28 protein-coding genes and 1 other annotated feature are annotated in these 24,052 nt (G+C 49.0%); of the genes, 26 read left to right on the plus strand and 2 right to left on the minus strand.

Translation table 11 applies throughout. The features are described 5' to 3' along the window. Position 1: 1 nt before the first annotated feature. Positions 2–1,435 carry an ATP-binding protein gene (locus tag MKY82_RS11560; protein WP_220685892.1) on the plus strand — a complete coding sequence of 478 codons (1,434 nt, stop codon included), beginning with the start codon at positions 2–4 and terminating at the stop codon, positions 1,433–1,435. A 125-nt stretch (positions 1,436–1,560) separates the two neighbouring features. Here the strand turns inward: MKY82_RS11560 and serA are convergent, their stop codons facing one another. Then, positions 1,561–3,153: a phosphoglycerate dehydrogenase gene (serA, locus tag MKY82_RS11565; protein ID WP_071223911.1), complete on the minus strand. Its 1,593-nt coding sequence runs from the start codon at positions 3,151–3,153 to the stop codon at positions 1,561–1,563. A gap of 191 nt (positions 3,154–3,344) precedes the next feature. Next, positions 3,345–3,575: a binding site (T-box leader), on the minus strand. Positions 3,576–3,801: 226 nt separating this feature from the next. On the opposite strand from serA, the gene MKY82_RS11570 reads away from it, so the two are divergent. From MKY82_RS11570 to MKY82_RS11580, 3 genes are read left to right on the plus strand one after another with little or no spacing between them, the layout of a single operon-like run. Further along, positions 3,802–4,401 (plus strand): CPBP family intramembrane glutamic endopeptidase, encoded by a 600-nt coding sequence (locus MKY82_RS11570; protein ID WP_071223912.1) that lies wholly within the window; start codon positions 3,802–3,804, stop codon positions 4,399–4,401. After that, positions 4,388–4,798 (plus strand): hypothetical protein, encoded by a 411-nt coding sequence (locus MKY82_RS11575; protein WP_220685891.1) that lies wholly within the window; start codon positions 4,388–4,390, stop codon positions 4,796–4,798. The genes MKY82_RS11570 and MKY82_RS11575 overlap by 14 nt, the downstream gene beginning before the upstream one ends. Then, on the plus strand, positions 4,795–5,613 hold the full coding sequence (locus tag MKY82_RS11580; RefSeq protein ID WP_220685890.1) for a metallophosphoesterase: 819 nt from the start codon (positions 4,795–4,797) through the stop codon (positions 5,611–5,613). The genes MKY82_RS11575 and MKY82_RS11580 overlap by 4 nt, the downstream gene beginning before the upstream one ends. A 51-nt stretch (positions 5,614–5,664) precedes the next feature. Here MKY82_RS11580 and MKY82_RS11585 read toward each other — a convergent pair whose 3' ends face one another. Next, on the minus strand, positions 5,665–6,576 hold the full coding sequence (locus MKY82_RS11585) for a polysaccharide deacetylase family protein (RefSeq protein WP_339223065.1): 912 nt from the start codon (positions 6,574–6,576) through the stop codon (positions 5,665–5,667). Between the two features lie 93 nt (positions 6,577–6,669). Between MKY82_RS11585 and MKY82_RS11590 the strand changes: the two genes are divergently transcribed. The 22 genes from MKY82_RS11590 to MKY82_RS11695 all read left to right on the plus strand — a co-directional run bounded on the left by MKY82_RS11590 (position 6,670) and on the right by MKY82_RS11695 (position 24,040). Then, the gene (locus MKY82_RS11590; RefSeq protein ID WP_194541920.1) at positions 6,670–7,044 is read left to right on the plus strand and encodes a hypothetical protein; all 375 of its coding nucleotides are present in this window, start codon (positions 6,670–6,672) and stop codon (positions 7,042–7,044) included. A 201-nt stretch (positions 7,045–7,245) separates the two neighbouring features. After that, entirely contained in the window at positions 7,246–7,857 is a 612-nt protein-coding gene (locus MKY82_RS11595) for a genetic competence negative regulator (RefSeq protein WP_194541921.1), read from the plus strand. A 57-nt stretch (positions 7,858–7,914) separates the two neighbouring features. Continuing rightward, positions 7,915–8,610 (plus strand): glutamic-type intramembrane protease PrsW, encoded by a 696-nt coding sequence (gene prsW / locus MKY82_RS11600; protein ID WP_194545126.1) that lies wholly within the window; start codon positions 7,915–7,917, stop codon positions 8,608–8,610. 73 nt (positions 8,611–8,683) lie between these two features. Next, positions 8,684–8,830, plus strand: coding sequence for a hypothetical protein (locus MKY82_RS11605; protein WP_181469710.1), 147 nt, complete (start codon positions 8,684–8,686; stop codon positions 8,828–8,830). 89 nt (positions 8,831–8,919) lie between these two features. Next, entirely contained in the window at positions 8,920–10,269 is a 1,350-nt protein-coding gene (ypeB, locus tag MKY82_RS11610) for a germination protein YpeB (protein WP_194541922.1), read from the plus strand. Between the two features lie 201 nt (positions 10,270–10,470). Then, complete coding sequence (locus tag MKY82_RS11615) at positions 10,471–11,133, plus strand: flagellar brake domain-containing protein (RefSeq protein ID WP_233354810.1); 663 nt, start codon at positions 10,471–10,473, stop codon at positions 11,131–11,133. A 64-nt stretch (positions 11,134–11,197) separates the two neighbouring features. Next, positions 11,198–11,485 carry a DUF5359 family protein gene (locus MKY82_RS11620; RefSeq protein WP_194541923.1) on the plus strand — a complete coding sequence of 96 codons (288 nt, stop codon included), beginning with the start codon at positions 11,198–11,200 and terminating at the stop codon, positions 11,483–11,485. Positions 11,486–11,661: 176 nt separating this feature from the next. After that, positions 11,662–12,342, plus strand: coding sequence for a (d)CMP kinase (gene cmk, locus MKY82_RS11625; RefSeq protein ID WP_071223922.1), 681 nt, complete (start codon positions 11,662–11,664; stop codon positions 12,340–12,342). Between the two features lie 21 nt (positions 12,343–12,363). After that, entirely contained in the window at positions 12,364–12,954 is a 591-nt protein-coding gene (locus MKY82_RS11630) for a lysophospholipid acyltransferase family protein (RefSeq protein WP_127594155.1), read from the plus strand. Positions 12,955–13,075: 121 nt separating this feature from the next. Beyond that, positions 13,076–14,293: a 30S ribosomal protein S1 gene (gene rpsA / locus MKY82_RS11635; RefSeq protein ID WP_071223924.1), complete on the plus strand. Its 1,218-nt coding sequence runs from the start codon at positions 13,076–13,078 to the stop codon at positions 14,291–14,293. 211 nt (positions 14,294–14,504) lie between these two features. After that, the gene (gene der / locus MKY82_RS11640; RefSeq protein ID WP_071223925.1) at positions 14,505–15,827 is read left to right on the plus strand and encodes a ribosome biogenesis GTPase Der; all 1,323 of its coding nucleotides are present in this window, start codon (positions 14,505–14,507) and stop codon (positions 15,825–15,827) included. A gap of 11 nt (positions 15,828–15,838) precedes the next feature. After that, entirely contained in the window at positions 15,839–16,465 is a 627-nt protein-coding gene (gene plsY / locus MKY82_RS11645) for a glycerol-3-phosphate 1-O-acyltransferase PlsY (RefSeq protein WP_071223926.1), read from the plus strand. After that, a complete protein-coding gene (locus MKY82_RS11650) occupies positions 16,458–17,498 on the plus strand; it encodes an NAD(P)H-dependent glycerol-3-phosphate dehydrogenase (protein WP_220685887.1) in 1,041 nt (346 codons plus the stop codon). The genes plsY and MKY82_RS11650 overlap by 8 nt, the downstream gene beginning before the upstream one ends. Before the next feature lie 63 nt (positions 17,499–17,561). Further along, positions 17,562–17,837: a stage VI sporulation protein F gene (locus tag MKY82_RS11655; RefSeq protein ID WP_006209456.1), complete on the plus strand. Its 276-nt coding sequence runs from the start codon at positions 17,562–17,564 to the stop codon at positions 17,835–17,837. 142 nt (positions 17,838–17,979) lie between these two features. Next, entirely contained in the window at positions 17,980–18,159 is a 180-nt protein-coding gene (locus MKY82_RS11660) for a DUF2768 family protein (protein WP_071223929.1), read from the plus strand. 42 nt (positions 18,160–18,201) lie between these two features. After that, complete coding sequence (locus tag MKY82_RS11665) at positions 18,202–18,786, plus strand: hypothetical protein (RefSeq protein WP_220685886.1); 585 nt, start codon at positions 18,202–18,204, stop codon at positions 18,784–18,786. Positions 18,787–18,857: 71 nt separating this feature from the next. Further along, the gene (locus tag MKY82_RS11670; protein WP_220685885.1) at positions 18,858–19,217 is read left to right on the plus strand and encodes a 2Fe-2S iron-sulfur cluster-binding protein; all 360 of its coding nucleotides are present in this window, start codon (positions 18,858–18,860) and stop codon (positions 19,215–19,217) included. Between the two features lie 396 nt (positions 19,218–19,613). Further along, positions 19,614–20,366 carry a hypothetical protein gene (locus MKY82_RS11675; protein ID WP_220687470.1) on the plus strand — a complete coding sequence of 251 codons (753 nt, stop codon included), beginning with the start codon at positions 19,614–19,616 and terminating at the stop codon, positions 20,364–20,366. 606 nt (positions 20,367–20,972) lie between these two features. Beyond that, entirely contained in the window at positions 20,973–22,451 is a 1,479-nt protein-coding gene (spoIVA, locus tag MKY82_RS11680) for a stage IV sporulation protein A (RefSeq protein ID WP_071223935.1), read from the plus strand. A 259-nt stretch (positions 22,452–22,710) separates the two neighbouring features. Continuing rightward, complete coding sequence (locus MKY82_RS11685) at positions 22,711–22,983, plus strand: HU family DNA-binding protein (protein WP_006209463.1); 273 nt, start codon at positions 22,711–22,713, stop codon at positions 22,981–22,983. 84 nt (positions 22,984–23,067) lie between these two features. Then, positions 23,068–23,292 carry a trp RNA-binding attenuation protein MtrB gene (gene mtrB, locus MKY82_RS11690; protein ID WP_071223937.1) on the plus strand — a complete coding sequence of 75 codons (225 nt, stop codon included), beginning with the start codon at positions 23,068–23,070 and terminating at the stop codon, positions 23,290–23,292. Between the two features lie 175 nt (positions 23,293–23,467). Next, a complete protein-coding gene (locus tag MKY82_RS11695; RefSeq protein WP_339296120.1) occupies positions 23,468–24,040 on the plus strand; it encodes a DoxX family membrane protein in 573 nt (190 codons plus the stop codon). The last annotated feature ends 12 nt before the right edge of the window (positions 24,041–24,052 follow it).

Genomic DNA, 24,052 nt, shown 5'->3' on the forward strand with positions numbered 1-24,052 from the left:
CGTGAGTTTCTGGAGATCACTCGTCGGCAAGCTGTGGATTACGATAACCTGTTTAGTCGCGTGCGTGCTGCTGACGCTCGGATTATTTTTGCTCCCCTATATCGATACCACGTTTGCGAATTCGGATGCCATCAAACGTTTATTTACTTATGTAGCCATTATCGGTTTTTCGATGACCACCTTTTTCGGGTTGTTTCTGTTAACGAAGATTACCCAGCCCATGCAGCAGCTCATTGAGGCCGCCAATGACATCCGTAAAGGGAAATATGGCACTCGGCTAAATCTTGTGACCAGTGACGAGATTGGCGAGCTGGCCAATACGTTCAACCATATGGCAGCAGAGCTGGAAACGAATATCCGCAACTTGAACCATGAGAAGGAGCATCTGTCCAGTGTGCTGAGAAGCATGAGCGACGCGGTGATTACTTTTGATAATCACGGTCAGGTCATTCTGGTGAACCCGCCAGGGCAGGAAATCATGAAAACCTGGAAAGGGCTGGAGTGGGATGATGAGCTGCAGGGCGGAGGCTGGGCGGCCGATGTCATGCCGAAACCGCTCAGTGAGCTCTATTATGCCACCGTGAACGAAGGGAAGGACCAAAGCGCTGACCTGCATGTGAAGCAGGGAATTTGGTCAGCACATATGGCTCCCTTATATTCGGATGAAGTGATCCGCGGCGCCGTTGTTGTATTAAGAGATATTACCGAGCAGGTCACGCTGGAGAAGATGCGTACGGATTTCATTGCCAACGTGTCGCACGAAATCCGGACGCCGCTGTCCATGATGCAGGGCTACAGTGAAGCGCTGCTTGACGGGATGGCGGCTTCACCGGAGGAGAGCAGGGAGCTGATACAGGTGATTCATGAGGAATCCCTGCGGATGGGCCGGCTGGTGAAGGATCTGCTTGATTTAACACGTATGGAAGCAGGGCACGCAGAGTTGTCCCTGCGGGAGATGGATGCAGGTGAATTGTGTGAAAGGGTATACCGGAAGTTCACCGTTCGTGCGAAGGAACGCGATATTGATCTTCAGCTCAACAAACTTCACCCGAATCTTCTGCTCGAAGCAGCGGATGAAGATAAGCTTGAACAGGTGCTGACCAATCTGCTGGACAATGCTTTTCGTCATACGCCTTCAGGCAAGCAGATCCGAATCATTGCCGATCGGATTACCGTATCGAATACAGAGGCGCTCCAGGTGAAGATTAGCGACCAAGGCGTCGGTATTCCGCCTGAAGATCTGCCTTTTGTTTTTGAGCGATTCTACAAGGCCGACAAAGCGCGTGTGCGGGGGGAGACGGTGGGAACCGGCATAGGCCTCGCCATCGTGAAAAATATCGTGACAGCGCATCATGGCACGATTAACGCAACAAGTGAAGTAGGCGAAGGAACGGTGTTTACGATGATCATTCCTACAAAATCGGCAGAATCTTAGGGAATGTCTCCGCAAAAGACAAAACACGCTCGCAAGGAGCGTGTTTTTTTGTTGAAATAAAGGGGTTAATCTTGTTCTACGTGGAACAATGATTAACCCCTTATTGTTTTATATTTGGCCTGAATTTAGCCCAGCGCGATTTGCTGCGCGGTGTTCAGTTCCGACAGCCCGGCAAGCTTGACCAGAACGTCTTTAGGAACGTCTTTATCGACCGTCAGAAGCATGATGGCTTCACCGCCGATGACTTTACGTCCAACCTGCATGGAGGCGATATTGACATCGTTCTCGCCGAGCAGGGTTCCGACACGACCGATAATGCCCGGTTTGTCGTTATGGGAGATCAGAATCAGATGACCTTCCGGAGAAATATCGACCGGGAATTTATCCAGACGGACAATCCGTTCGCCGTAACCCAGCAGGAGTGTACCTGCGACAATTCGCTCCAAACCGTTTTGCGTTTTAAGCGTAACGGTAACGAGGTTGGTGAAGTCTTTGGTTTTTGGTGTCTGGGACACAACGACGTGAAGATCACGGCTTTTTGCCAAATGCATGGAGTTTACGATATTCACTTCGCTTCCGAGATGGCGTTCCAGCACACCCTTCACGATGTATCGGGTAAGGGCCTGCGTATCGACTTCAGCCAGCTCGCCTGCATAGTCAACGTGAATCTCCTTCACCGCGTGTGCGGTGATCTGAGCCGCTACACTACCCAATTTCTCGCCGAGCGAGAAGTAAGGCTGCAGCTTGTTCATTACGCTGGCCGCTACAAGCGGGAAGTTGACCGCATTTTTAAACGGCTCGTTGCGCAGGATATGAAGCACTTGTTCCGACACGTCAATCGCAACGTTCTCCTGAGCCTCAACGGTAGATGCACCCAAATGCGGGGTCACGATAACCTTTGGATGGTTCAGGAATGGATGATCGCTTTCAGGCGGCTCATGTTCGAATACGTCAAATGCGGCTCCGGCAACGATGCCTTCATCGATCGCTTCCACAAGGGCGCGTTCGTCGATGATGCCGCCGCGGGCGCAGTTCACGATCCGCATGCCGCGCTTCATCACTTCGAATTGCGGTCTTGCGATCATATGGCGGGTTTCCGGCGTAAGCGGAGTATGGACCGTAATAAAGTCGGCGCTGCGGATAATGTTATCCACCGAGGAGAGTGTCACGCCCAGTTTGTCCGCACGCTCTTCCGTCAGGAACGGATCGAAAGCAAGAATGTTCATGCCGAAAGCCTTGGCGCGTTTAGCCACCTCGCTGCCGATTCGGCCCATTCCCATGACTCCCAGCGTTTTGTTACGAAGCTCAACGCCGAGGAAGGATTTGCGGTCCCAGGATCCGCCCACCGTTTTGGCATAGGCCTGAGGGATGTGGCGGGCGAGGGCAATCATCATGGCAAACGTATGCTCCGCTGTTGTAATCGTGTTACCGTCTGGCGCATTGATAACAACGATCCCGCGCTTCGTAGCAGCCTCAAGATCAATGTTGTCAACGCCAACGCCAGCACGGCCGACAACCTTGAGATTGGTTCCTGCATTCATAATGCGTTCTGTCACACGTGTCTGACTCCGTACGAGGAGTCCGTCGTATTCACCGATAATGGCAGTGAGCTCATCCTCGTTGAGCCCGGTTTTTTTGTCTACCTGCACATCGGCGGCATCCATTAACTGCTGGATCCCCAAATCACTGATCGGATCCGATACCAATACTTTAAACATGGTTTCTCTTCCTCCTTAAAATCCTCTATAAAATGCGGTACTGCAATATTGAATAAGGATTACGCGGGGCGTATTCCGTTATACACCAAAGATTCCAATAAAGCTGCAAGAGGTCTATACAGGTTTGACGCGGTGTCGTGGCAAAGAGACAGGAACATAAAAAAACTCCCAATCCGCATACTACCTCCGTAGTAAGGGACGAGAGTTATTCGTGGTGCCACCCTTATTCGCTGCCATGTTGCGGCAGCCTCAAGCGGTCTGTTCAGACCATGATTGGTAACGGATATCATCCGATTTGCGCCTACTCCAAGTTTCAGCGAAATATCTCAGGAACGCTCAAGAATACTTTTACGCCACCGATTTACACCAACCATCGGCTCTCTGAGGACGTTACAGCATCTCTTTTCCATCATCGGTTTTCACAGATTAATTTTTTCATAATGTATCATGGCTCTAACATTGTGTCAATAGGTGTTTATTTCGCTCATAGGCCTTAAAGTAGGGGAAGAAACAAGGGATAGCCTTGAATGTCATGCCGTTAATTTGCTATGATGCATATGCCCGCCTATGATTCAATGATTCTGAAATTACTATGGTTGTATACGATGATAATCTTAAAAATCAAGATGAAAGACAGGCCCATCTTCTATGAAAAAATTTAAAATACGCGTAAAAAGAATCGAAGCCCACCAATTAAACGATCGGCTGCTGCTTATTAATCTGTATCTTACCCAAGCATTGACACTTATTGCAGGGTTGATCTGGATCCTGTTTCAGCAGAGGAATCCGTTTGGGCTCTTTGTCATTCCGAAGGATATCGAGTTCGTTTATTGGGGGCTCGGACTTGCTGCCGCCATGCTCGTAGTGGATTTTGTTTTATCCCGGTTTGTATCAGAGGATAGTATGGACGATGGCGGAATCAATGAAATGCTGTTCCGAAAAAGGCCGGTTTGGCATATTTTTGTTATAGCTTTGGTTGTATCCATCTGCGAGGAGTTATTGTTTCGAGGAGCTATCCAGCATGCGTTCGGACCGTACTGGACGAGTATTTTGTTCGCGCTTATTCATGTCAGATATTTAAAGCATTGGCTTCCAACCGGGTGGGTTTTCCTAAGCAGTTACGGTCTGGGCTACGTCTATATTCAAACGGGTACCATTTGGGCACCAATCCTGTGCCATTTTCTGATTGATTTCATATCAGGAATGTTGATTCGGTTTCGGAGGAAAGAGGAACATGAACGAACTTAGTAGAATGCAGCGACATCAGAGCCGAAATAAAAGCCGCAAAAACAAGTCAACGGCTCAATCAGAAAAAAGAACGGCAGCGAAGCCGCAACAAGCGGATGAAACGCGGAGTCGATCTAAATCGCCACCCCGAGCAAGCTCCGTGGAGCAAAAGCCCCAGAGCAGCACAACAGCGGACGGCTTGAGCCGTTCGAGATCGACCCGGTCACGTCAGCGTCAAACAGAGGAAGAAGCGTCTGCTCCTAAACGCACGAATACATATTCCTCGTACCGCGTAAGAATGAGCAAATGGTTTGTGAACTCATTGATCGTCATTTTCATATTGTTAATGGTAGGTCTTCTGTGGTGGGGACTTATCGGAGCACCTCCATTAAAGGAATTGTTAAAGGAGTTATTATGAGTGTGTTGATGTGGATAGCAGGTGCTGCGGCACTCGGTGCAGGCGCTATCGGCTGGATGAGGGCTGAGGCCAGGGGCTATCGGGTGCGTGAGGAAGAAGTCGTATCCGAACGTATCCCTCACTCGTTTGACGGGTTTCGGATATTGTTCATCACCGATATACATCGCAGACAATTGTCAGAAGAGAAGCTATTATCCAATCTTTCATCGGTGGATTGCGTACTGCTTGGCGGAGATATCACGGAAAGAGGAGTGCCCCTTCAGCGGTTGAGGCATAACATGTCGGTGCTGGTCCGTATCGCACCCGTCTATGCCGTCCTGGGGAATCATGATCTCAATGCAGGCAAGGACGCTGTCCGTAAAGCGTTGCGGGAGAGCGGCGTTATGCTGCTGAATGACAAGACCGTTACGTTACAACGGAGTAACGAGTTAATTGTTCTCAGCGGTGTAAGGCAGCCAGCCAGCCGGAAACACCCTTACACAAGATTTCGGGGGAATGCAGCCGAAGACCAGTATCACATCATTCTGGTGCATGATCCGATATGGATCAAGGACAAGGATGTGGTGCATGGGGATCTGGTGCTTGCAGGACATACCCATGGGGGACAGATCGTGCTGCCGTTGGCCGGAGCCGTTCGTCTGACGCGCTTCTACAAGAAGTTTAAATCCGGATGGTATGCACTGCCGAGAAAGACGGGCGAAACCGAACATTCTTCCAGGATGCTGATCAGCCGGGGATTCGGTACTTCCCATATCCCGCTGCGCTTGCAATGTCCCGCAGAATACCATGTGATTACATTACGCAAAAAACCTTAATTCGATCGTCAGATGGTGACGGCAGAATTAAGGTTTTTGTGTTTTCCCGGATTATCTTATTTTAGGTTCGATTTGTCGCGGATCCACGAAGCCATATCCTTTGGCTTCAAGCTTGGTAAGTAAGGTATCGAGGGCCTCTACGGTCCACGGAAGCTCGTGCATCAGAATGTTGCTGCCGGGGTGAAGCTGCTCGAGCACATTGCTGACTACGGCTTCGGGCTTGTTTTTGCTTTTGCTTTCCCAATCCAGCGAACCGTTGGACCAGGTCATGAACAGCAGGTCATGACTAAGGGCAACTTCCTTGACGATATCTCCGCCTGAGCCGAACGGAGGACGGAAAAACTTCGGTTCCGATCCGGTCGCTTCCTTGACGATTTGCTGCACATCGCCGATCTGTTTCTTTACCGTCTGTTTATTTTCTTTTTTCAGGTCGATATGGTCCCAGGAATGATTCCCAATGATTTGACCGCGGTCATGGATCAGCTTCAGCAGTTCAGGATGTTCCTTTGCGCGGTATCCATTCACGAAGAAAATCGCTTTGGCGTTATGTTTGTCGAGCGTATCGATCATTTGGCTGATCATTTTTTCTTCCTTGGGACCGTCGTCAAATGTGAGCAGCACCACTTTTTCGGGTACGGTATCATCATTGGGGACGATGCGATACACCTTATTCATGTGATACTTCGGTTCAGTCGGCGCCTCGGCATCGGGACTCTTGACAGCTTCATCCGATGGGTCCGCGGGAGTATCTACTTCAGGCTCGGCTTCAGGCTTGTCCGTGTCGGTTGACTTGTCGGTACCTTCTTTCGGAGCGGACGCCTGTCCAGAGGTTTCATTTTGCTGCGTTGCTCTGTCATTACCGACTTCCGTGGCCGTGCCTTGCTTCTGATCAACTCCGTTGTTGCCGCAAGCGCTGAGCATAAGGCAGCAAGCCAGCAGAAGTACTGTTCGTGTTCTAACCATGATTCCATCTCACTTTCCTGTATTTATGTAGCATGAGTTCCTGGCGGTGCGAGAACAATAATCTCGAGTTTATCATAGAAGGAGGTATCATTTGTGAAGACTTCGTCATTTCTATATGGTGTCATTATCGGCGCCGTTGCATGCCGGATGATTTCCCGTAATAACAGCAGGTTCTTCTCCTCAATGATGAAAGATGCGAATCTTGGTCGATTCGCGGATACCGCGATGAGTAAAATTCAGGGCACGAAGAGCCAGCAGTATTCCGGCTCGAGCCAAGAAAGCGTGTCTCCCAGTTCAGGCCGACATGATTCCACTCATTCCAATGGAACTGCAGGGGTACAGACATCGACTCATTCGAAGGCTGCCAACCTGAAGCAAGTCAAGGATTTTATCCGAAACAACCCTGATGTCAAGAACGAAGTCGAACAGATTTTGAAAGAAACCCACACCGTCATACCGGGTTTGTAAACGGCATGAACCATTTTGAATCATTCTCGGGGAGCGGCCACACGAATCCCTGTGAATGATTCTTTTTTCTTCAGTTACATATTTACGTGCATTTGTGGGTATTAAATGATAAAATCAATTATATAAAACCATTTTTATCACGTCATAATCCAGACATCATAATTTGTTATAAACTTTTGTTTACGTAAGGAGGATCCTGTCATGAAAATAGAGCGTTTGAGTCAAGATAAGATACGGATTTTCCTCACGTTTGACGATCTGAGTGAGCGTGGGATCCAGAAGGAAGAGATGTGGCAGGAAATACCGAAAGTTTATGACCTGTTTACGGAGATGATGGATCAGGCATACAGTGAGCTCGGATTTGATGCCACCGGACCTCTTGCCGTTGAGGTGTTTGCACTGCCTGCCCAGGGCATGGTGGTTATTGTGACGAGAGGGAAATACGATCATCATTTCGGCGGCTTGTCCGAAGAAGATATGCCGGACGAGATTTATGAAATGGAAGTAACGCTGGATCAAAGTGATACTATCGTCTATGTTTTTCAGGATTTTGAAGTGCTCATTGAAGCATCGCATATGTTGAAGGACCTTGTAGGCGGAGCGGGTAAGCTCTATCACTATATGGATAAATGGTTTTTGTACTTCGATCCTGAGGAATTGGATAGCGAGAAGCTGCCGGCGGTTATTGCAATGCTGGCTGAATTCGGTGAATCCTCTTCAGTAACGGAGGCTATGCTGGATGAATACGGTAAGAAAGTAATGCCTCAGCACGCGATTGAGGTTATCTGTACACACTTCCAGCGTCAGCAATAATTAAGGTGGGCGTGCGTGCCGGACTTCAGGCCCGCAACTAACGGAAGGGGAATTTTAGTGCTGGTGTTCTCGGTAATTGCGTCAGCTTTGGCGCCGGGAATCGCATTGCTCACGTATTTTTACCTGAAAGATAGGTATGATCAAGAGCCCCTGCACATGGTGATCAAGGTGTTCATGTTAGGGGTTCTGATCGTTTTCCCGGTTATGATTTTGCAGCGGGGAATGATACTATGGCTTGGCGACAATCCGGTAGTCAACTCATTGCTCGTTTCGGCGGGTGTTGAGGAATTTCTGAAATGGTTCGTAATGTATCATATTATTTTTAACCATACGGAATTTGACGAGCCTTATGACGGCATCCTTTATGCAGTGGCGATATCGCTTGGATTTGCTACGGTAGAGAATTTGCTTTACGCTTGGTACAGCCAGGCAGCCTTTGGACCGATGTTCCTGCGGGCACTGCTGCCCGTATCGGGACACGCGATGTTTGGCGTCATCATGGGATACTACATGGGACATGCGAGATTCACGGAAGGAAAACGAAGAAGGTTCTTCCTCGTTCTATCCTTGTTCCTGCCTTGGATGTGGCATGGTTTGTACGACCTGATTCTGAGTCTGCTGACCCACACATGGGTATGGTTCATCGTACCGCTTATGGTGCTGCTATGGTATGGCGGCATGGGCAAAATCTCTAGAGCTAACAACCGTTCTCCTTTCCGATTCATTAAGCGGGAGGAAGAGGTTAACACTTAACAAATCAGGGCACACTTCATTCTATAGACCTCGGCTGACAGCCAGGGAATCATAGAAAGGGAGGTGTCTTTTTTTGCGTGTAAAAGTGAAAATTCTTTGCAAAGATTGCGGTGAACGTTTTGTGCTGCGGGGAAAAAAGGAACAGGGCCGGATCGAAACCGGATTTAAGCAGTGTCTGTGCAACAACCGCGATCACTTCGAGATTGAGGAAGATTTCTGAGGGATGAAGGAATTATACAGAAATGCATAAGACTTCTTTCTTCTAGTCAAACTAACGGCAGTGAGTAGAAGAAAGGAGACTATCGCATCATGTACAAACGATTAAGCGCTATCCTGTTTCCTGTGGCCACAATTTTATTGATCGGGGCTCTGGTATGGGGTTATCAAGAGAATAAAGAGAAAAACGCCATATTGATTAATGCCGAGAACCAATACCAACGGGCATTCCATGACTTGTCGTACAATATGGACAGGATTCATGCCGAGCTCGGCAATACGCTCGCGGTGAGCTCTACCTCCCAAGGGATGCATCGCAAGGGCTTGATGAATGTATGGCGCCTAACCAGCGAGGCTCAAAATGAGATCAGCCAGCTGCCGCTTACGCTCCTTCCCTTCAACAAGACCGAAGAGTTCCTTTCCCGAATTTCTAATTTTGCTTACAAAACAGGTGTGCGTGATTTAACGAAGGAGCCGCTCAGTGAGAATGAGGTCAAAACGTTGAAATCCTTGTACGCCAACTCCGGCGAAATCACGAAGGATTTGCAGCATGTGCAAAACAAGGTTATCACAAACAGTTTGCGCTGGATGGATGTAGAGACGGCACTGGCTACCAATAAAGTCGAAGATAATTCCATTATTGACGGCTTCAAAACGGTGGATAAGAAGGTGGAGTCCTACCCTGAGCTTGACTGGGGACCATCGGTAAGCAGCATCTATAACCGCCGCTCCGTGAAGCAATTGGCAGGCATGCCGATATCGGAAGAGGATGTGAAACGCAAAGCGCTGAAGTTCTCGGATGGAGGCAATGATGCCAAAGTGCAAGTGACGAAGAACGGAAACGGCACCGAGTGGGTATCGTATACAGCAAAGGTACAGCATCCGAATGGTCATATGCTCAGCATGGACTTTACCGAAAAAGGCGGCCAGCTGATCTCCTATACGGATGAGCGGAATGTGGGTGCCAAGCAAGCGTCCGTTCAAACTGCAATCGACAAAGCCCAGCAATTTCTGACGAAAAAAGGCTATTCCGACATGACGGTGGTTTCGGCGGACCAATATGACAACCTGGCTAACTTTTCCTTTGTTCGTGAAGAGGATGGCGTGCTGATTTATCCTGAGAAAATCACGGTTCGTTCGGCTATGGACAATGGGGATGTCATTGGATTCCAGGCCAGCGACTTTGTATACGAGCATCAGATCAAGCGAGAAATCCCGCAGCCGAAACTTAGTCTTGCCGAAGCGGAGAAGGTCTTGAATCCTGAGTATAAAGTGCTCTATCACCGTAAAGCCTTAATCAAAAACGACCGCTCCGAGGATACTCTGTGTTATGAATTCGGCGGGCGGATTAATGGAGCCCAGTATCGGATTTACATTAACTCGGATACCGGCCTTGAGGAAACGGTCGAGGTCGTGAAGGATGCACAGTCAGGAATTAAATAAGTAAAGCACTGTATGATGCAAGCCGGGTTCAGGAGATTTCCTGAACCGGCTTTTTTTGTTTGGATGAAGTAACTAAAAGCAAGGTGGAGAGTCCCGAGTTCCCGAGGATGGACATGAATCGACCTTGATTTGAAGATTTTGTCCTATGGGCCGTGGGATCCCGTGATATAATGGAACATAATGATTATGATGAATTAGTGGGTGAGCGCATTGTATCCAAAGATTAACGATGTCCTCTATATCCAGTTGGATACGGGGGATGAGAAGGAAGCTAATATTGTTTATAAATCCCGCATTTCCGACATGGATGACGAATCGATGTATATGGAGGTTCCGCTGCAGGAAGGGACGGGCAAGCTGAAAAAGCTGTATATCGGGGACGAGCTGTCCGCATTTTTTTTAACGGAAGGCGGAGTCAAGAATTTCTTCAATTCCCACGTCCTTAGCCACCATGAGGATATTATCCGTCTGGTTCGCATCAAGAAGCCGGAGCAGGATCAAATTACGAAGGTGCAGAGAAGAAGCTTCCTACGGGTGCAAGCCGAGCTCGAGGTAGCCGTTATGACCAAAGACGGCGGCCAGTTTTTAGCCAAAACCGACGATGTTGGCGGCGGTGGCGTATCCTTTCATCTGCAGCCGGATCAAACGTTTGCGGAAGGGAGTATATTGTCTTGCTGGATCCTCATCCCGTTTAAGAACGGATCCGTGGAGCATGTCCCGTTTGAAGGCGAGGTTGTAAGGGTGAAGGAGCTCCCAACCAACCGAAGCATCGTAATGCTGAAGTTTAATCAGATTGCAGATATGGAACGCCAGAAGCTGATTCGTTATTGTTTTGAGAGACAATTTGATTTTCGCAACCGTTAATGCATAAAAGGGACAAGCCGGTGGCACACTATCCGAAAATTTTGTGCGGGAGGAACTGTCAGCCATGTCAGAAGTCGTAAACGATCACGACCAATTGCTCGAAAAAACAGGACTGGAAGTTAAGGAATCCGAGCAGGGACAAGCCCTGCATGACCGCTACGGGCACATGCTGCTTAAGCTGCTAATCGGACTAGTGCTTGCTTTGGTGATCACCCAGCTCCTATTGCATTATGAGCCTAGCCGGCCCTATATCTCGCCAATTCAGCAGATGGAGGGTGTTCCCGTTAACGAGCCAAATGTAAACGATTGGATGGGGGAAAACACCCCTTCTCTTTTGCATCACTCTAGCTAGTGTGGTATAATTTTCACGTCGCAGGCGGGCGCCTGCTTTTTTCTTGAAATATAAGATTACGCCTTAGTTTCATCTGCGCTGTCTTATATATTTTCACTAGAGAAACGGTGATCCCGTCCGCAACGGATGGTAAGCCCTTTCGATTTCGAGGTAGATGTTTGAGGAGGAATGCCCCGTTGGTTACGCAGGGGACAGGTTATCGCGACAGAATTAATATTGCCATCGACGGTCCGGCAGGCGCGGGTAAAAGCACCGTAGCGCGTATGGTAGCCAGCAGGCTGCAGTACATCTACGTGGATACCGGAGCCATGTACAGGGCAGTCACCTGGTTCATGCTGAACCAAGGGATTTCTCCAGAAAATCCCGAAAAAGTGCTTCAACATGCACAAAATATGGTGATTGAATTAAAACCGCATGAAAATGGTCAAATGGTCTGGCTGAACGGGGAAGACGTCACGCCGTATATTCGTTCACATCAGGTTAGTGCAGTGGTATCCCAATATGCACGAATCGAGGGTTTGCGGATAAAGCTTGTCCGTTTACAGCAGCAAATGGCGGAAGATAAGGGCGTTGTCATGGATGGACGTGACATCGGCACAACCGTTTTGCCGGATGCTGAGGTGAAGATTTTCATGACGGCCAGTGTCAAGGAACGAGCTCTCCGCCGCTTCAATGAGTTGAGTGATGAAGGCATATCGCTGGAACAACTGGAAAGAGATATCGCAGAACGTGACAGGCTTGACCAGGAACGTGAAGTGTCGCCCCTCCGATGCGCAGAGGATGCCATCATACTGGATACGACACATATGGATATCAATCAGGTTGTGGAGGCAATTCTTTCATATTGCGAAACTTAAGTGGGATGGGGAGAAATGGGCATGATTTATGTTTTTTGCAGAGCGGTGGTCCGCGGTTTGTTCGCTATTCTCTACAGATTTGAATCTGTCGGCGTACATAACATTCCTTCAGAAGGCGGCGTGCTAATCTGTAGCAATCATATTAGCATTCGAGATCCGATATCTGTGGGCATTCACGTCAAGCGCCAGGTTAAGTTCATGGCCAAAGCGGAACTGTTCAACATTCCGGTGTTCGGATGGCTGGTTCGTCAGCTTGGAGCATTTCCGGTCAAGCGCGGGGGAGTAAGCAAAGATTCGATCAAAACCGCCCTCACGATTCTGCGTACGGGCGAGATCATGGGTATCTTTCCTGAGGGTACGCGCAATTCCGATTCGACTGCGGCCAAACGGGGTGCAGCTAGTTTCGCTCTCCGCAGCGGGGCGACGGTCATACCGGCTGCGATCATTGGAGATTACAAGCTTTTTCGCAAAGTGAAAATCATCTATGGTGCCCCTGTGGATCTATCACGGTTTGAAGGTGACAAGTCACCGGAAGCGCTGGATGCAGCAACCGAGTTGATCATGGCCAAGATTCACGAAATGCGCGCAAGCGGCAAGCCAACCGTGAACTGATTTATTTCGTTCCATGCATAAAAAGCATGGGGAGATTGGAAAGATACTACAGCAATTATGTTTTGAACTTCGCGAATGCGAGTTTAAATAAATGGGGTTTGAATTGAGGAGGTTATTTGACATGTCGGAAGAAACAAGAAATGAAGAGGCTGTAGAAAACCAAGAGCAGCTGGACCAAATCGTATCCTTGAAAAAAGGGGACACCGTGAAAGGGACGATCGTCAAACTGGAGGACAACCAAGCTTATGTAAGCATTGGATATAAATATGACGGCGTAATTCCTGTTCGCGAACTGTCTTCTGTACAGCTTGATAACGCATCTGATGCGGTTCAGGTTGGCCAAGAGGTAGAGTGCAAAGTCGTTAGCATTAACGACGATAAGGAAAGCCTGGTTCTTTCCAAGCGCGCGATCGACACTGAGAATTCGTGGGAAGAGCTTGAGAAGCATTTTGCGGATCAGGACGTATTCGAAGTAACGGTGGCTGACGTTGTTAAAGGCGGACTCGTAGCCGATGTGGGTGCACGCGGATTTATTCCTGCATCCATGGTAGAGCGTCATTTCGTTGAAGATTTCAGCGACTACAAAGGCCGCACGCTTCGCGTGAAAGTGAAGGAACTGGACCGCGAGAACAACAAAGTGATCCTTTCCCAGAAGGATGTTCTTGAAGAAGAGTTCGAAGCCAACAAACAAAAAGTGATGTCCGAGCTTCAAGATGGCCAAGTGCTGGAAGGTACAGTACAACGCCTTACGCAATTCGGAGCATTTGTTGATGTTGGCGGGGTAGACGGTTTGGTTCACGTATCCGAGATCGCTTGGAGCCACGTCGACAAGCCTGCCGATGTACTGTCCGAAGGCGATCAAGTGCGTGTGAAGGTACTGAAAGTAGATCCTGAAAAAGGCAAAATCAGCCTCAGTATCAAAGCAGCCGCTCCAGGTCCTTGGGAAACAGCCGGCGAGCAATTCAACACGGGCGACATTGTAACAGGCGTTGTTAAACGTTTGGTTACTTTCGGTGCTTTCGTTGAACTGGCACCAGGTGTTGAAGGTTTGGTTCATATCTCCCAAATCTCCCACAAGCATATCGGTACACCGCAAGAAGTATTGAAAGAAGGCCAAGAAGTTCAGGTTAAAGTGCTTGATATCAACACTTCTGAGCAGCGTATCAGCCTGAGCATCAAAGAAACGGAAGAAGCGCCTGCTCAAGCTCCACGCGCTGAAAAACCGTCCAAAGGTCCTAAAATCGACCTGAAAGACAACCCGAACGTTTCTTTGAACAATCAAGGCATGAGCGTTACGCTTGGAGAGCGTTTCGGCGATAAGCTGAGCAAATTCAAGTAAGCCCGGGAACAGTTTTGTTCGGTCTATTGACCTATCATAACGAAGTCGGCGAACCCAGAAATCTGGGTTCGCCATTTGTTTTTTTAGGGGACGAACGTTTACGGATGTTGTAACATGGGGTAGAGCATAATAGAAATAAAGATGAAAGGTTAGCCAATTGTAACGTTTTTTGCTATGATGATAATCGTAAGAATTGACAGGAGGAGTGACTATGGCAAGACCCGTAGTGGCTATCGTTGGACGGCCTAACGTCGGTAAATCCACCATATTTAACCGATTGATTGGCGACAGATTAGCCATCGTTGAAGATAAACCGGGTATTACCCGTGACCGGATTTACGGTAGTGCCGAATGGAATGGTAAAGCGTTCAGCGTCATTGATACCGGCGGTATCGAAATCGACGGCGATGACATGATATTGAAATCCATCCGCATGCAGGCCGAGCTTGCAATTGAAGAAGCGGACGTCATCGTATTTATGTGCGATGCCAAGACAGGGGTTACCCAATCGGACGAGGAAGTTGCACAGATTCTGTTCCGTTCAGGTAAACCTGTCATACTAAGCGTAAACAAAGTGGATAATTTGAAGCGTGTTGATGATATCTATGAGTTCTATTCCCTCGGATTTGGCGATCCTGTCGGAATATCGGGCAGTCACGGCACAGGGATCGGCGACCTGCTGGACGTTGTGGTCGAGAATCTGCCGGAACTCGAAGACGATGGATATGACGAGGATGTTATTCGAGTTGCCCTGATTGGCAGACCGAATGTGGGCAAGTCCTCTCTGGTCAATGCCATTTTGGGAGAAGAGCGCGTCATTGTCAGTGACGTAGCCGGTACCACTCGCGATGCTATTGACACGCCGTTTGAGAAGGATGGGCAGCGGTATGTGCTCATCGATACGGCTGGTATGCGCAAACGCGGGAAAGTTTATGAGACCACGGAGAAATACAGTGTCATGCGCGCCATGCGTGCCATCGAGCGTGCGGATGTCGTTCTCGTCCTCATCAACGGGGAAGAAGGCATCATCGAGCAGGACAAGCATATTGCCGGTTATGCCTATGAGGCCGGTAAAGCCTCTTTGTTCGTTGTGAACAAATGGGATATGGTCGAAAAGGATGACAAAACGATGCAGCAGTTCGAGAAAAAGATCCGCGATCATTTCTTGTTCATGACCTATGCGCCGGTTGTTTTCCTGTCGGCCAAAACAAAGCAGCGTTTGCAGAAGCTGCTCCCTGTCGTTAAGCATGTGGCTGATCAGCATTCGCTGCGCGTGCAGACGCATCTCCTTAACGATGTCATATCCGATGCGATTGCCATCAATCCGCCTCCAACGGATAAGGGAAGAAGATTGCGTATTAACTATTCGACACAGGTTGCAGTCAAGCCGCCGACCATGGTCGTATTCGTCAACGATCCGGAATTGATGCACTTCTCATACGAGCGTTACCTTGAGAACAAGATTCGGGCCGCGTTTGACTTTGAAGGTACACCCATCAGGATATTTACTCGAAGAAAGTCTGATGAGAGTTAGGGGAGAATAGCTTGATTTTGGAGATCGTAGCGATAGTAGTGAGTTATTTACTCGGATCAGTAAGCTTCAGCGTACTGCTTGCCAAAATCCTGAAAGGGATTGACATTCGTCAGCATGGCAGCGGCAACGCCGGGGCAACCAATACCCTTCGCGTCCTGGGAAAGGGACCTGCCATACTGGTATTGGCTTTGGATGTAATTAAGGGCATCGCTGCGGTTTGGATCGGACGATGGCTCGGGGGAGACAATGCGTGGCTGCCGGGATTGTGCGGTATTGCGGCCATTATCGGTCATAACTGGCCTCTATACTTCCGCTTTCGAGGCGGCAAAGGGATTGCAACAGCCATTGGGGTGCTTGCTACGCTTTGCTTTATACCAGCGTTTATAGCAGGCATTATCGCAATTCTATCCATTGTTTTTACCCGTTATGTATCTTTGGGTTCCCTTATATTTGTAGTGCTTACCCCTGTTTTTCTATTGATCGCGGATTATTCGTGGCCGATCTTTTGGACGAGCTTGATCATATGCATATTCGCCTTCTGGCGGCATCGCTCGAACATCGTGAAGCTTGTGCAGGGGCGTGAAAACAAGCTGGGTTCTGGAAAAGGAAAGGACAAAGGAGGGAAGCGCGTTGTCTGACAAAGTCGCTGTTCTGGTGGCAGGCAGTTGGGGAACCGCTTTGGCAAGTGTTCTCGCTTCAAATGATCTGGATGTGGTCGTCTGGACAAGAACGGAGGAACAGACTCGTGAAATCAACGAGTCGCATACCAACACCCGTTATTTACCCGGAGTGGAGCTACCACCGAATATTCGCGCTACGACCGATATGAAAGAGGCGGTCACTTCGGCTGCAGCCGTAGTTATTGTTGCGCCTTCGTCCGCGATGCGGGAGGTCACGGGCCAGCTGAAGCAGTACTGGACCGAAGACATGCTGGTGATTCACGCAACCAAAGGATTTGAGATCGAATCCTTGAAGCGGATGTCCACGGTCATATCCGAGGAGCTTGGCTGCGAGGAAGGCCGCGTAGTGGTATTATCAGGACCAAGCCATGCGGAGGAAGTGGTCAGACGCTGCCCGACAACGGTTGTTGTGGCGTCTTTGGATGCCGAGGCGGCAGTAGCCGCCCAGGATTTGTTCATGAACACGTATTTCAGAGTGTACACGAACCGGGATATGATCGGTGTAGAGCTGGCCGGGGCTTTGAAGAATATCATAGCTTTAGGGGCCGGGATGTCCGACGGACTCGGTTTTGGTGACAACGCCAAGGCAGCGCTTATTACGAGAGGTTTGGCAGAAATTTTGCGAATCGGCATGGAAATGGGCGCGAATCCGCTGACGTTTGCCGGGCTTGCGGGAATCGGTGACCTCGTGGTTACCGCCACCAGCCAGCACAGCCGAAACTGGCGAGCTGGTTCGATGCTTGGTCAGGGGAAGAAGTTAGATGAGGTTCTGGGCTCCATGGGTATGGTTGTGGAAGGAATACGCACGACCCAAGCCGCACATGCCATTTCCGAGAAATACGGCGTACAGATGCCGATTGCCGACCAACTGTACCATGTGTTGTTTAAAGACCGGAATCCCCGGATCGCCGTAGAAGCCTTGATGGGCCGGGATCCCAAAACAGAGATGGAAATGATGCCGCTTGAAACTTGGGAGCAATGGCACACCTAGCTTATTCACCATTCCGATGATTGACTCATATATTGATGTGAGGATGTCGGAGGAGGGGTGGAAATGAGCAAAAGCTTTCACAAGGATGTACTCAATGCGATTAACAAGAAAAGCGGCAAGAAAATTTCTTCAGGGGCTGTCAATAAGCTGGCTAGCACGGTTAAGCCGTCTACAATGCAAAATGAAGCCCAGCTCCGCCAGCTGATCAAGCAGGTATCTTCGATGGCGAACATACCTGTTAGTGAGGACACGATCCAGGAGATTGTCGGCGCGGTGAAGAAGAGTGGCATGAATCCGAGCAATATGGAAGCCTTGATGAAAATGATGATGAACAAATAAGATACGATGATGATGTTGAACAAAAGACGCTCCGGATTGGATAGCGGCTTTTGTTCTTTTTTTCGACATACCTGAGGTGAGGCGCTATCATTTTCGTGATATAATAGGTTGAAATTGATGAGAGATTGGAGAGTTTCGTGACATGGATCCGATGCAAAAGATGTGGCTGTCCCTAGTCGCGTTATTGATTATGGCACTGTCCGTCATAGTGGTTACGCTTGCGCGAAGCAAGACCAAGGGGTTTCTGCGCGGCGCGCTGTCATTCGTGGCCTTTATGATGATGATTTTCGGTTTTATTATTGGACTGGCCTCCATCATATAACGTAGGAAGCCAATCCGGGACGATACGGTAAAGGGGTGCAGCATGACGCTGAATGATCTGCCGGAATTGGAGAGTGTGTTAGCTACCGCCATTCACAAGCTGAATCAGGTACCTGTGGCTTGGCTGCTCGGTGGAAGCTGCAGCTTGCTCCTTCAGGATGTAACTTTGGACAAACCGCCGAGAGATATCGATATATATACCGATACTGGGGGCGTACAGCCTTTACATGAGTCGCTGGCTTCTATGGCCGTGGATGCTCCCCGCTTGGACCAAGAAGGGATATATTCTTCGATTCTGAGCCACTATGAAATAGAGAAAGTCCCGATTGAACTGGTCGGCGGATTTGAAGTGAAATCAAACGGATCCTCCTACTGTGTTGAGATCGATCAATTGCTGTATCCTGCAGCACCAGAGAGTCAAATACAGGGCGCCACGGTACGGCTGATGCCGTTATCCCATGAACTTGTGTTTAATGTGCTTCGGGACAGGCCGGATCGATACGACGCCATTGCGGAAGTGATTCTGCGGGACATGGACCATCATATGCCGCTTCTTCTGCAGTTATTAAGCCGGAACCAGCTGCATGGGGAACATCGAATGGTTTTGAAACGATTAACCGGACTTTAACCGGAGTACTGAGTAAAAGCAGCCAAGGAATATGGCAGAAGGTGTACATAAGAAAAGGAGCGCGTTTATCGTTGGACTACGAGGTAATATTTCAACCGGATCAGAAAAAGGTCAAGGTTCGTCCGCACACAAACGTTCTGGATGCCTCGCGTCGGGCCGGTGTACGTATTCCTACCCGCTGCGGAGGCAAGGCCGGTTGTTTGATGTGCAAGATCATCGTCCCGAGCGAGGAACGCGATCATTGCTCCGCTCCGGAGCCCAAGGAAATCAGGAAGCTGGGGACCTCGATGATTGAACAAGGCTACCGGCTATCCTGCCAGACGAGAATCACGAATCATATCAAGGTAATGATTCCCGAGGATCCGCTCAAAGCTGCGATACGCAAACAGCTGGAAGCGGCGAGAAATCGGGAGTCCGATGACTTTATTTAAAGCGCGAGTTCAAAAAGATCGGTTTTCAGCACCGAGGCTTATGCTTCCGATGTGCGTTTTTTCAAAACGCTTCAGTTGAGTGAAGCTAGGGACGTCAGGAGCGGAGCGTACGTTGTTTGTACGTGAGCACCTGAAATGTTTCCGCAGGAAACATACTTCGAAAGCATCTGCGTAGGCCCGGCTGAATTCAAGATTCGATGCCGAGTGGCTTCTTGATTCACTTCGTGTTAGATATAGGATTTATAAGTTATCAACGGAGTTGATGAAATTCTATATCGCAAGAAAACCTACTTCTGAATCGCGGTCGCTCTGCCTTGAATTTGCCTCGATTGGTTTTCTAATCAAAATCCGACTTTTTGAACAACCTCTTATAGCGAAGGATGATGTTAGTTGAGTATGAACACTTGGATGACCCAAGCGGCAGGCCGTTCGAAGCGGATGTCTGCCGTCTTAGTCCTGGTGCTGTTTCCGATGTTGCTGACAGGCTGTCTATATCCTGACGAGAAATTGCAGGAGAACAAGGTTTCATATAGGGAAAGTGTCAAGCGGATACAATCGGCCGTAGATGATTTTTATAAAGAACAGGGCATTTTGCCGATGATTACGGCAGGTCCGGAAATTCCACGGTATGAGAAATACCGGGTCGACCTTGATCAGCTGAAGAACCGGGGATACATTGACCAAATCCCGGATACGGCATTTGAGAAGGGCGGCAGTGGATATTTTCTCATTATTAATGAGGAAACGGAGCCAACCGTGAAGGTTATGGACTTGAACACGGCCCAGAAGGTGAATGACGTTCAGAGAGCCGTTAATTTGTACAAAATGGCGCATGACAACGCGCTTCCCGCAGGGGAAGCCCTCTACCCGGGATATACCGCGGTGGACCTGTCCAAGACCGAAGCCAAATCCGTTAGATTAATGAGTGTATACTCAGGTCAGGAGATGACCTTTATGATGGATGAAGAGGGAACGGTGTACGCCGATTATGCCTTTGATATTATGCAGGCGATCCAGAAGAACGGTTCCGATCCGCAAGAAGGAGAGGATTTGCGGGTGTTTCTGGAGAAGGAATCCTATTATGTCCCGGTAAAATCCGTACCTTATACATGGAAGGATGGGCAGCCCGTTGCTCAGCCGCTATCCTAAACCTATACCCGCCGTTATCGGCGGGTATTTTTGTTGACCCTGTATGGTTACCGATATATGCCTGAAGAACGAGCACACGAAAGCATAGAGGCGGTTTGCATTTTTTCCTTGAGAACCTTCTTTGATAGATATTTTTGAAAATGGTTGAATCTCTTTGGAATATCTATTAAAGTGCGCGCATATTCATAATCTGAAAGAGTAGTGCGGGCAAGAGCCGGTTGCCCACATCATGAGGCATACGAAAACGTCTGAAGGCGCGCAGCATGAAGACAAACCCGCGCCCCAGCGGTAGTTTTTCTTTACGGTATTCGATGGCGGTGTCTAGTTGGTATAGGCCTATTCGATATCTTAAAAAAAACTGGACGGACTTTAAGGGGCAACCGTCATATTTTTGAACCCGGTACATATGATGTTACTAGTCCAAATGCATGTACGAGTTACGCCGCTTTGCCGTTTCCATCAAAACTCATGGAATACCGGCGGCGGGATGCTGGCGACATTGTAAAGGCTGCTCATCTGTTGCAATGGCTTTGGCTATGAGTGGAACACGAAGCGGATGCTCTTAAAGCATTTTTCCTTCGGAGTAATTTGAGGAGGGGATCTCTTTTGGAAAAAGTGGACATTTTTAAGGACATTGCCGAACGGACCGGAGGGGACATTTACTTAGGTGTTGTCGGTGCCGTCCGTACGGGAAAATCAACCTTCATCAAGCGGTTTATGGAGACGGTTGTTCTCCCGAACATTACGAACGAGGCGGATCGAGTAAGAGCTGTCGATGAGCTGCCTCAAAGTGCTGCTGGGAAAACAATCATGACAACCGAGCCGAAATTCGTGCCGAACAACGCGGTACAGATCAAAGTTACGGAAGGTCTTGAGGTCAACGTCAGACTGGTGGATTGTGTAGGCTACGCCGTTGAAGGCGCTAAGGGCTATGAAGATGAGAATGGTCCGAGAATGATCTCGACGCCATGGTTCGAAGAGCCGATTCCGTTTCAGGAGGCGGCAGAAATCGGAACCCGCAAAGTCATTCAGGAACACTCCACGCTTGGCGTCGTTGTCACCACAGACGGAAGCATTGCGGAAATTCCGCGCAGCTCTTATGTTGAGGCTGAGGAGCGCGTCATCGAGGAACTGAAGGAAGTCGGCAAGCCATTCGTGGTGGTCATTAACTCGACGCGTCCACGCAGCGAAGAAGCGCTTCAGCTGCGCAATGAGCTGGCAGAGAAATACGACATTCCGGTGATGACACTGAGTGCAGCCACGATGACCGAAGATGATGTAACCGGCGTTCTTCGTGAAGTATTATATGAGTTCCCAGTGCATGAAGTGAACGTTAATCTTCCTAGCTGGGTTATGGTGCTTAACGAGAACCACTGGCTGCGCAGCAACTATGAGAACTCGGTCAGAGATACCGTGAAAGATATCCGCCGTCTGCGTGACGTGGATCGGGTGGTCAGCCAGTTCATGGAGTATGACTTCATCAACCATGCCGGCCTTAGCGGCATGAATATGGGTCAGGGCGTTGCCGAGATTGATCTCTTTGCACCTGACGAACTGTATGACCGGATCTTGATGGAGGTTGTGGGTGTCGAGATTCGCGGTAAAGATCATTTGCTGCAGCTGATGCAGGAGTTCTCCCACGCCAAACGGGAATACGACCGCTTCGCAGAAGCGCTTGAAATGGTTAAAACGACAGGTTACGGTATTGCTGCTCCTTCCCTGGCTGAGATGGCGCTGGATGAGCCTGAGCTTATCCGTCAAGGCACTCGCTTCGGGGTAAGATTGAAAGCGACCGCGCCTTCCATCCATATGATTAGAGTCGACGTGGAATCCGAGTTCTCGCCGATTATCGGCACAGAGAAGCAGAGTGAAGAGCTTGTGCGCTATCTGATGCAGGATTTCGAGAACGATCCGATCAAAATTTGGGAATCCGACATCTTCGGACGCTCGCTGCACTCGATCGTTCGTGAAGGAATTCAAGGCAAAATCGCGATGATGCCTGACAATGCAAGATATAAATTACAAGAAACTTTGGGTCGCATCATCAACGAAGGTTCCGGCGGTTTGATCGCGATTATTCTTTAAGTGAGTGCAGGTAAGGTGTTGAATACGCAGTCGCTAACGGGTCTAAAGTCCCGATTAGCGGCTGTTTTTCGTGTTTTCTTTGGTCTGGCAAAGCAAAACGCTTGAAATTATGAGATGGCTGTATTACTATAAATTTGTTCCGCGTCATGCATTCTAAACGCGAGATAGGGGTAAAATACCCGATTGCACGTATAATTTGCGGTAAAACGGAAACAGTGAATAGCAAGTGGAGCACATTCCTTGTTAGGGAGGTGAAAGAATGAATAAATCGGATCTGATTACACAAGTAGCTGAATCTACTGAGCTTTCCAAGAAGGATGCAACTAAAGCGGTTGATGCCGTTTTCGATGCAATCTCCGAAGCATTGCAAAGTGGAGATAAGGTACAGCTGGTCGGCTTTGGCAACTTCGAGGTTCGCGAGCGTTCCGCACGCAAAGGCCGCAACCCGCAAACAGGTGAAGAAATCGAAATCCCTGCGAGCAAAATTCCTGCATTTAAACCTGGTAAAGCGCTCAAAGACGGAATCAAATAAAGATTTCTACATATTACCTAAGAGCACAGGTCGTGAATTCGTTCACGGCCTTTTCTTTTAGCTTACGGTGAGGAGGTCTGAAAAATGGAAAACGTTCAAAACGGGGATTATTTTATCGTCAAAGCGCTGGACCATGGCGTGCAGGTGATCGGCCTTACCCGCGGTCAGGACACCCGGTTTCATCATACCGAGAAGCTGGACAAAGGCGAGGTCATTATCGCCCAGTTCACGGATCATACGTCTGCGGTGAAAATACGCGGCAAAGCAGAGGTCATGACCAAGCACGGGAAAATTGAATCCGGCATCTGAATAGGATTAATATCTATGGCTAAGCCCCACCAAATTGGTGGGGCTTTTTTATGTTTGATGTTTCTATGGATGAATTGTGTGTTAACGAATTGTTAAAGGTATCCTTGTTGGATACGAGAACGTTGTATATACTAGCGGAAATGAATAAAAATACGAAAGGATGTTTGAAGAAATCATGGCTAAACAATACAGAGACGGACAGTATATCGTGGTCCCTGAAAATCCGGTATCCATGTTTTTGTTCAGCAGTACGCGCTCGGCGTGGATATGGCTGCTTGTGAGGCTGTATCTCGGATACGCCTGGTTAACGTCGGGATTGAAAAAGCTGACGGCTGAAGCCTGGACGGGAAGCGAAGCCGGAGCGGCCATTCAGGGATTTGTCGGGGGAGCGCTGGCTAAGGCGGAAGAGGGGAAGGACGTCACGGGATGGTATGCTTCTTTTCTCGAAGGATTTGTGCTCCCTAACGGCAAGCTGTTTTCGTATATGGTGGCCTTCGGTGAGGTATTGGTCGGACTCGGGCTGATATTGGGTCTGCTGACGGGGATTGCCGCGTTTTTCGGTGGATTAATGAATGCCAGCTTTTTATTCGCGGGCACGGTAAGCTCCAATCCATTATTGTTTATCCTGGCTACCTGGCTCGTAATGGCCTGGAAAGTGGCGGGCTGGTATGGTCTGGACCGCTGGGCGCTGCCGCTGCTGGGTACGCCTTGGAGCCGCAGGCGGAAGGATCAGAAGATCCCGGAATAAATGTGATCTTGC

The organism is Paenibacillus sp. FSL W7-1279 (genome assembly GCF_037969845.1).
GTDB lineage: Bacteria > Bacillota > Bacilli > Paenibacillales > Paenibacillaceae > Paenibacillus_AQ.

Excerpts from the sequence above, each read along its gene's own strand:
- MKY82_RS11620 (WP_194541923.1), top strand. The coding sequence starts at position 11,198 with ATGTCAGAAGTCGTAAACGATCACGACCAATTGCTCGAAAAAACAGGA.
- MKY82_RS11655 (WP_006209456.1), top strand. The coding sequence starts at position 17,562 with ATGAGCAAAAGCTTTCACAAGGATGTACTCAATGCGATTAACAAGAAA.
- MKY82_RS11685 (WP_006209463.1), top strand. The coding sequence starts at position 22,711 with ATGAATAAATCGGATCTGATTACACAAGTAGCTGAATCTACTGAGCTT.
- MKY82_RS11695 (WP_339296120.1), top strand. The coding sequence starts at position 23,468 with ATGGCTAAACAATACAGAGACGGACAGTATATCGTGGTCCCTGAAAAT.
- ypeB (WP_194541922.1), top strand. The coding sequence starts at position 8,920 with ATGTACAAACGATTAAGCGCTATCCTGTTTCCTGTGGCCACAATTTTA.
- MKY82_RS11575 (WP_220685891.1), top strand. The coding sequence starts at position 4,388 with ATGAACGAACTTAGTAGAATGCAGCGACATCAGAGCCGAAATAAAAGC.
- der (WP_071223925.1), top strand. The coding sequence starts at position 14,505 with ATGGCAAGACCCGTAGTGGCTATCGTTGGACGGCCTAACGTCGGTAAA.
- MKY82_RS11595 (WP_194541921.1), top strand. The coding sequence starts at position 7,246 with ATGAAAATAGAGCGTTTGAGTCAAGATAAGATACGGATTTTCCTCACG.
- MKY82_RS11570 (WP_071223912.1), top strand. The coding sequence starts at position 3,802 with ATGAAAAAATTTAAAATACGCGTAAAAAGAATCGAAGCCCACCAATTA.
- MKY82_RS11665 (WP_220685886.1), top strand. The coding sequence starts at position 18,202 with ATGACGCTGAATGATCTGCCGGAATTGGAGAGTGTGTTAGCTACCGCC.
- MKY82_RS11580 (WP_220685890.1), top strand. The coding sequence starts at position 4,795 with ATGAGTGTGTTGATGTGGATAGCAGGTGCTGCGGCACTCGGTGCAGGC.
- mtrB (WP_071223937.1), top strand. The coding sequence starts at position 23,068 with ATGGAAAACGTTCAAAACGGGGATTATTTTATCGTCAAAGCGCTGGAC.
- MKY82_RS11630 (WP_127594155.1), top strand. The coding sequence starts at position 12,364 with ATGATTTATGTTTTTTGCAGAGCGGTGGTCCGCGGTTTGTTCGCTATT.
- serA (WP_071223911.1), bottom strand. The coding sequence starts at position 3,153 with ATGTTTAAAGTATTGGTATCGGATCCGATCAGTGATTTGGGGATCCAG.
- MKY82_RS11585 (WP_339223065.1), bottom strand. The coding sequence starts at position 6,576 with ATGGTTAGAACACGAACAGTACTTCTGCTGGCTTGCTGCCTTATGCTC.
- MKY82_RS11675 (WP_220687470.1), top strand. The coding sequence starts at position 19,614 with ATGAACACTTGGATGACCCAAGCGGCAGGCCGTTCGAAGCGGATGTCT.
- MKY82_RS11660 (WP_071223929.1), top strand. The coding sequence starts at position 17,980 with ATGGATCCGATGCAAAAGATGTGGCTGTCCCTAGTCGCGTTATTGATT.
- rpsA (WP_071223924.1), top strand. The coding sequence starts at position 13,076 with ATGTCGGAAGAAACAAGAAATGAAGAGGCTGTAGAAAACCAAGAGCAG.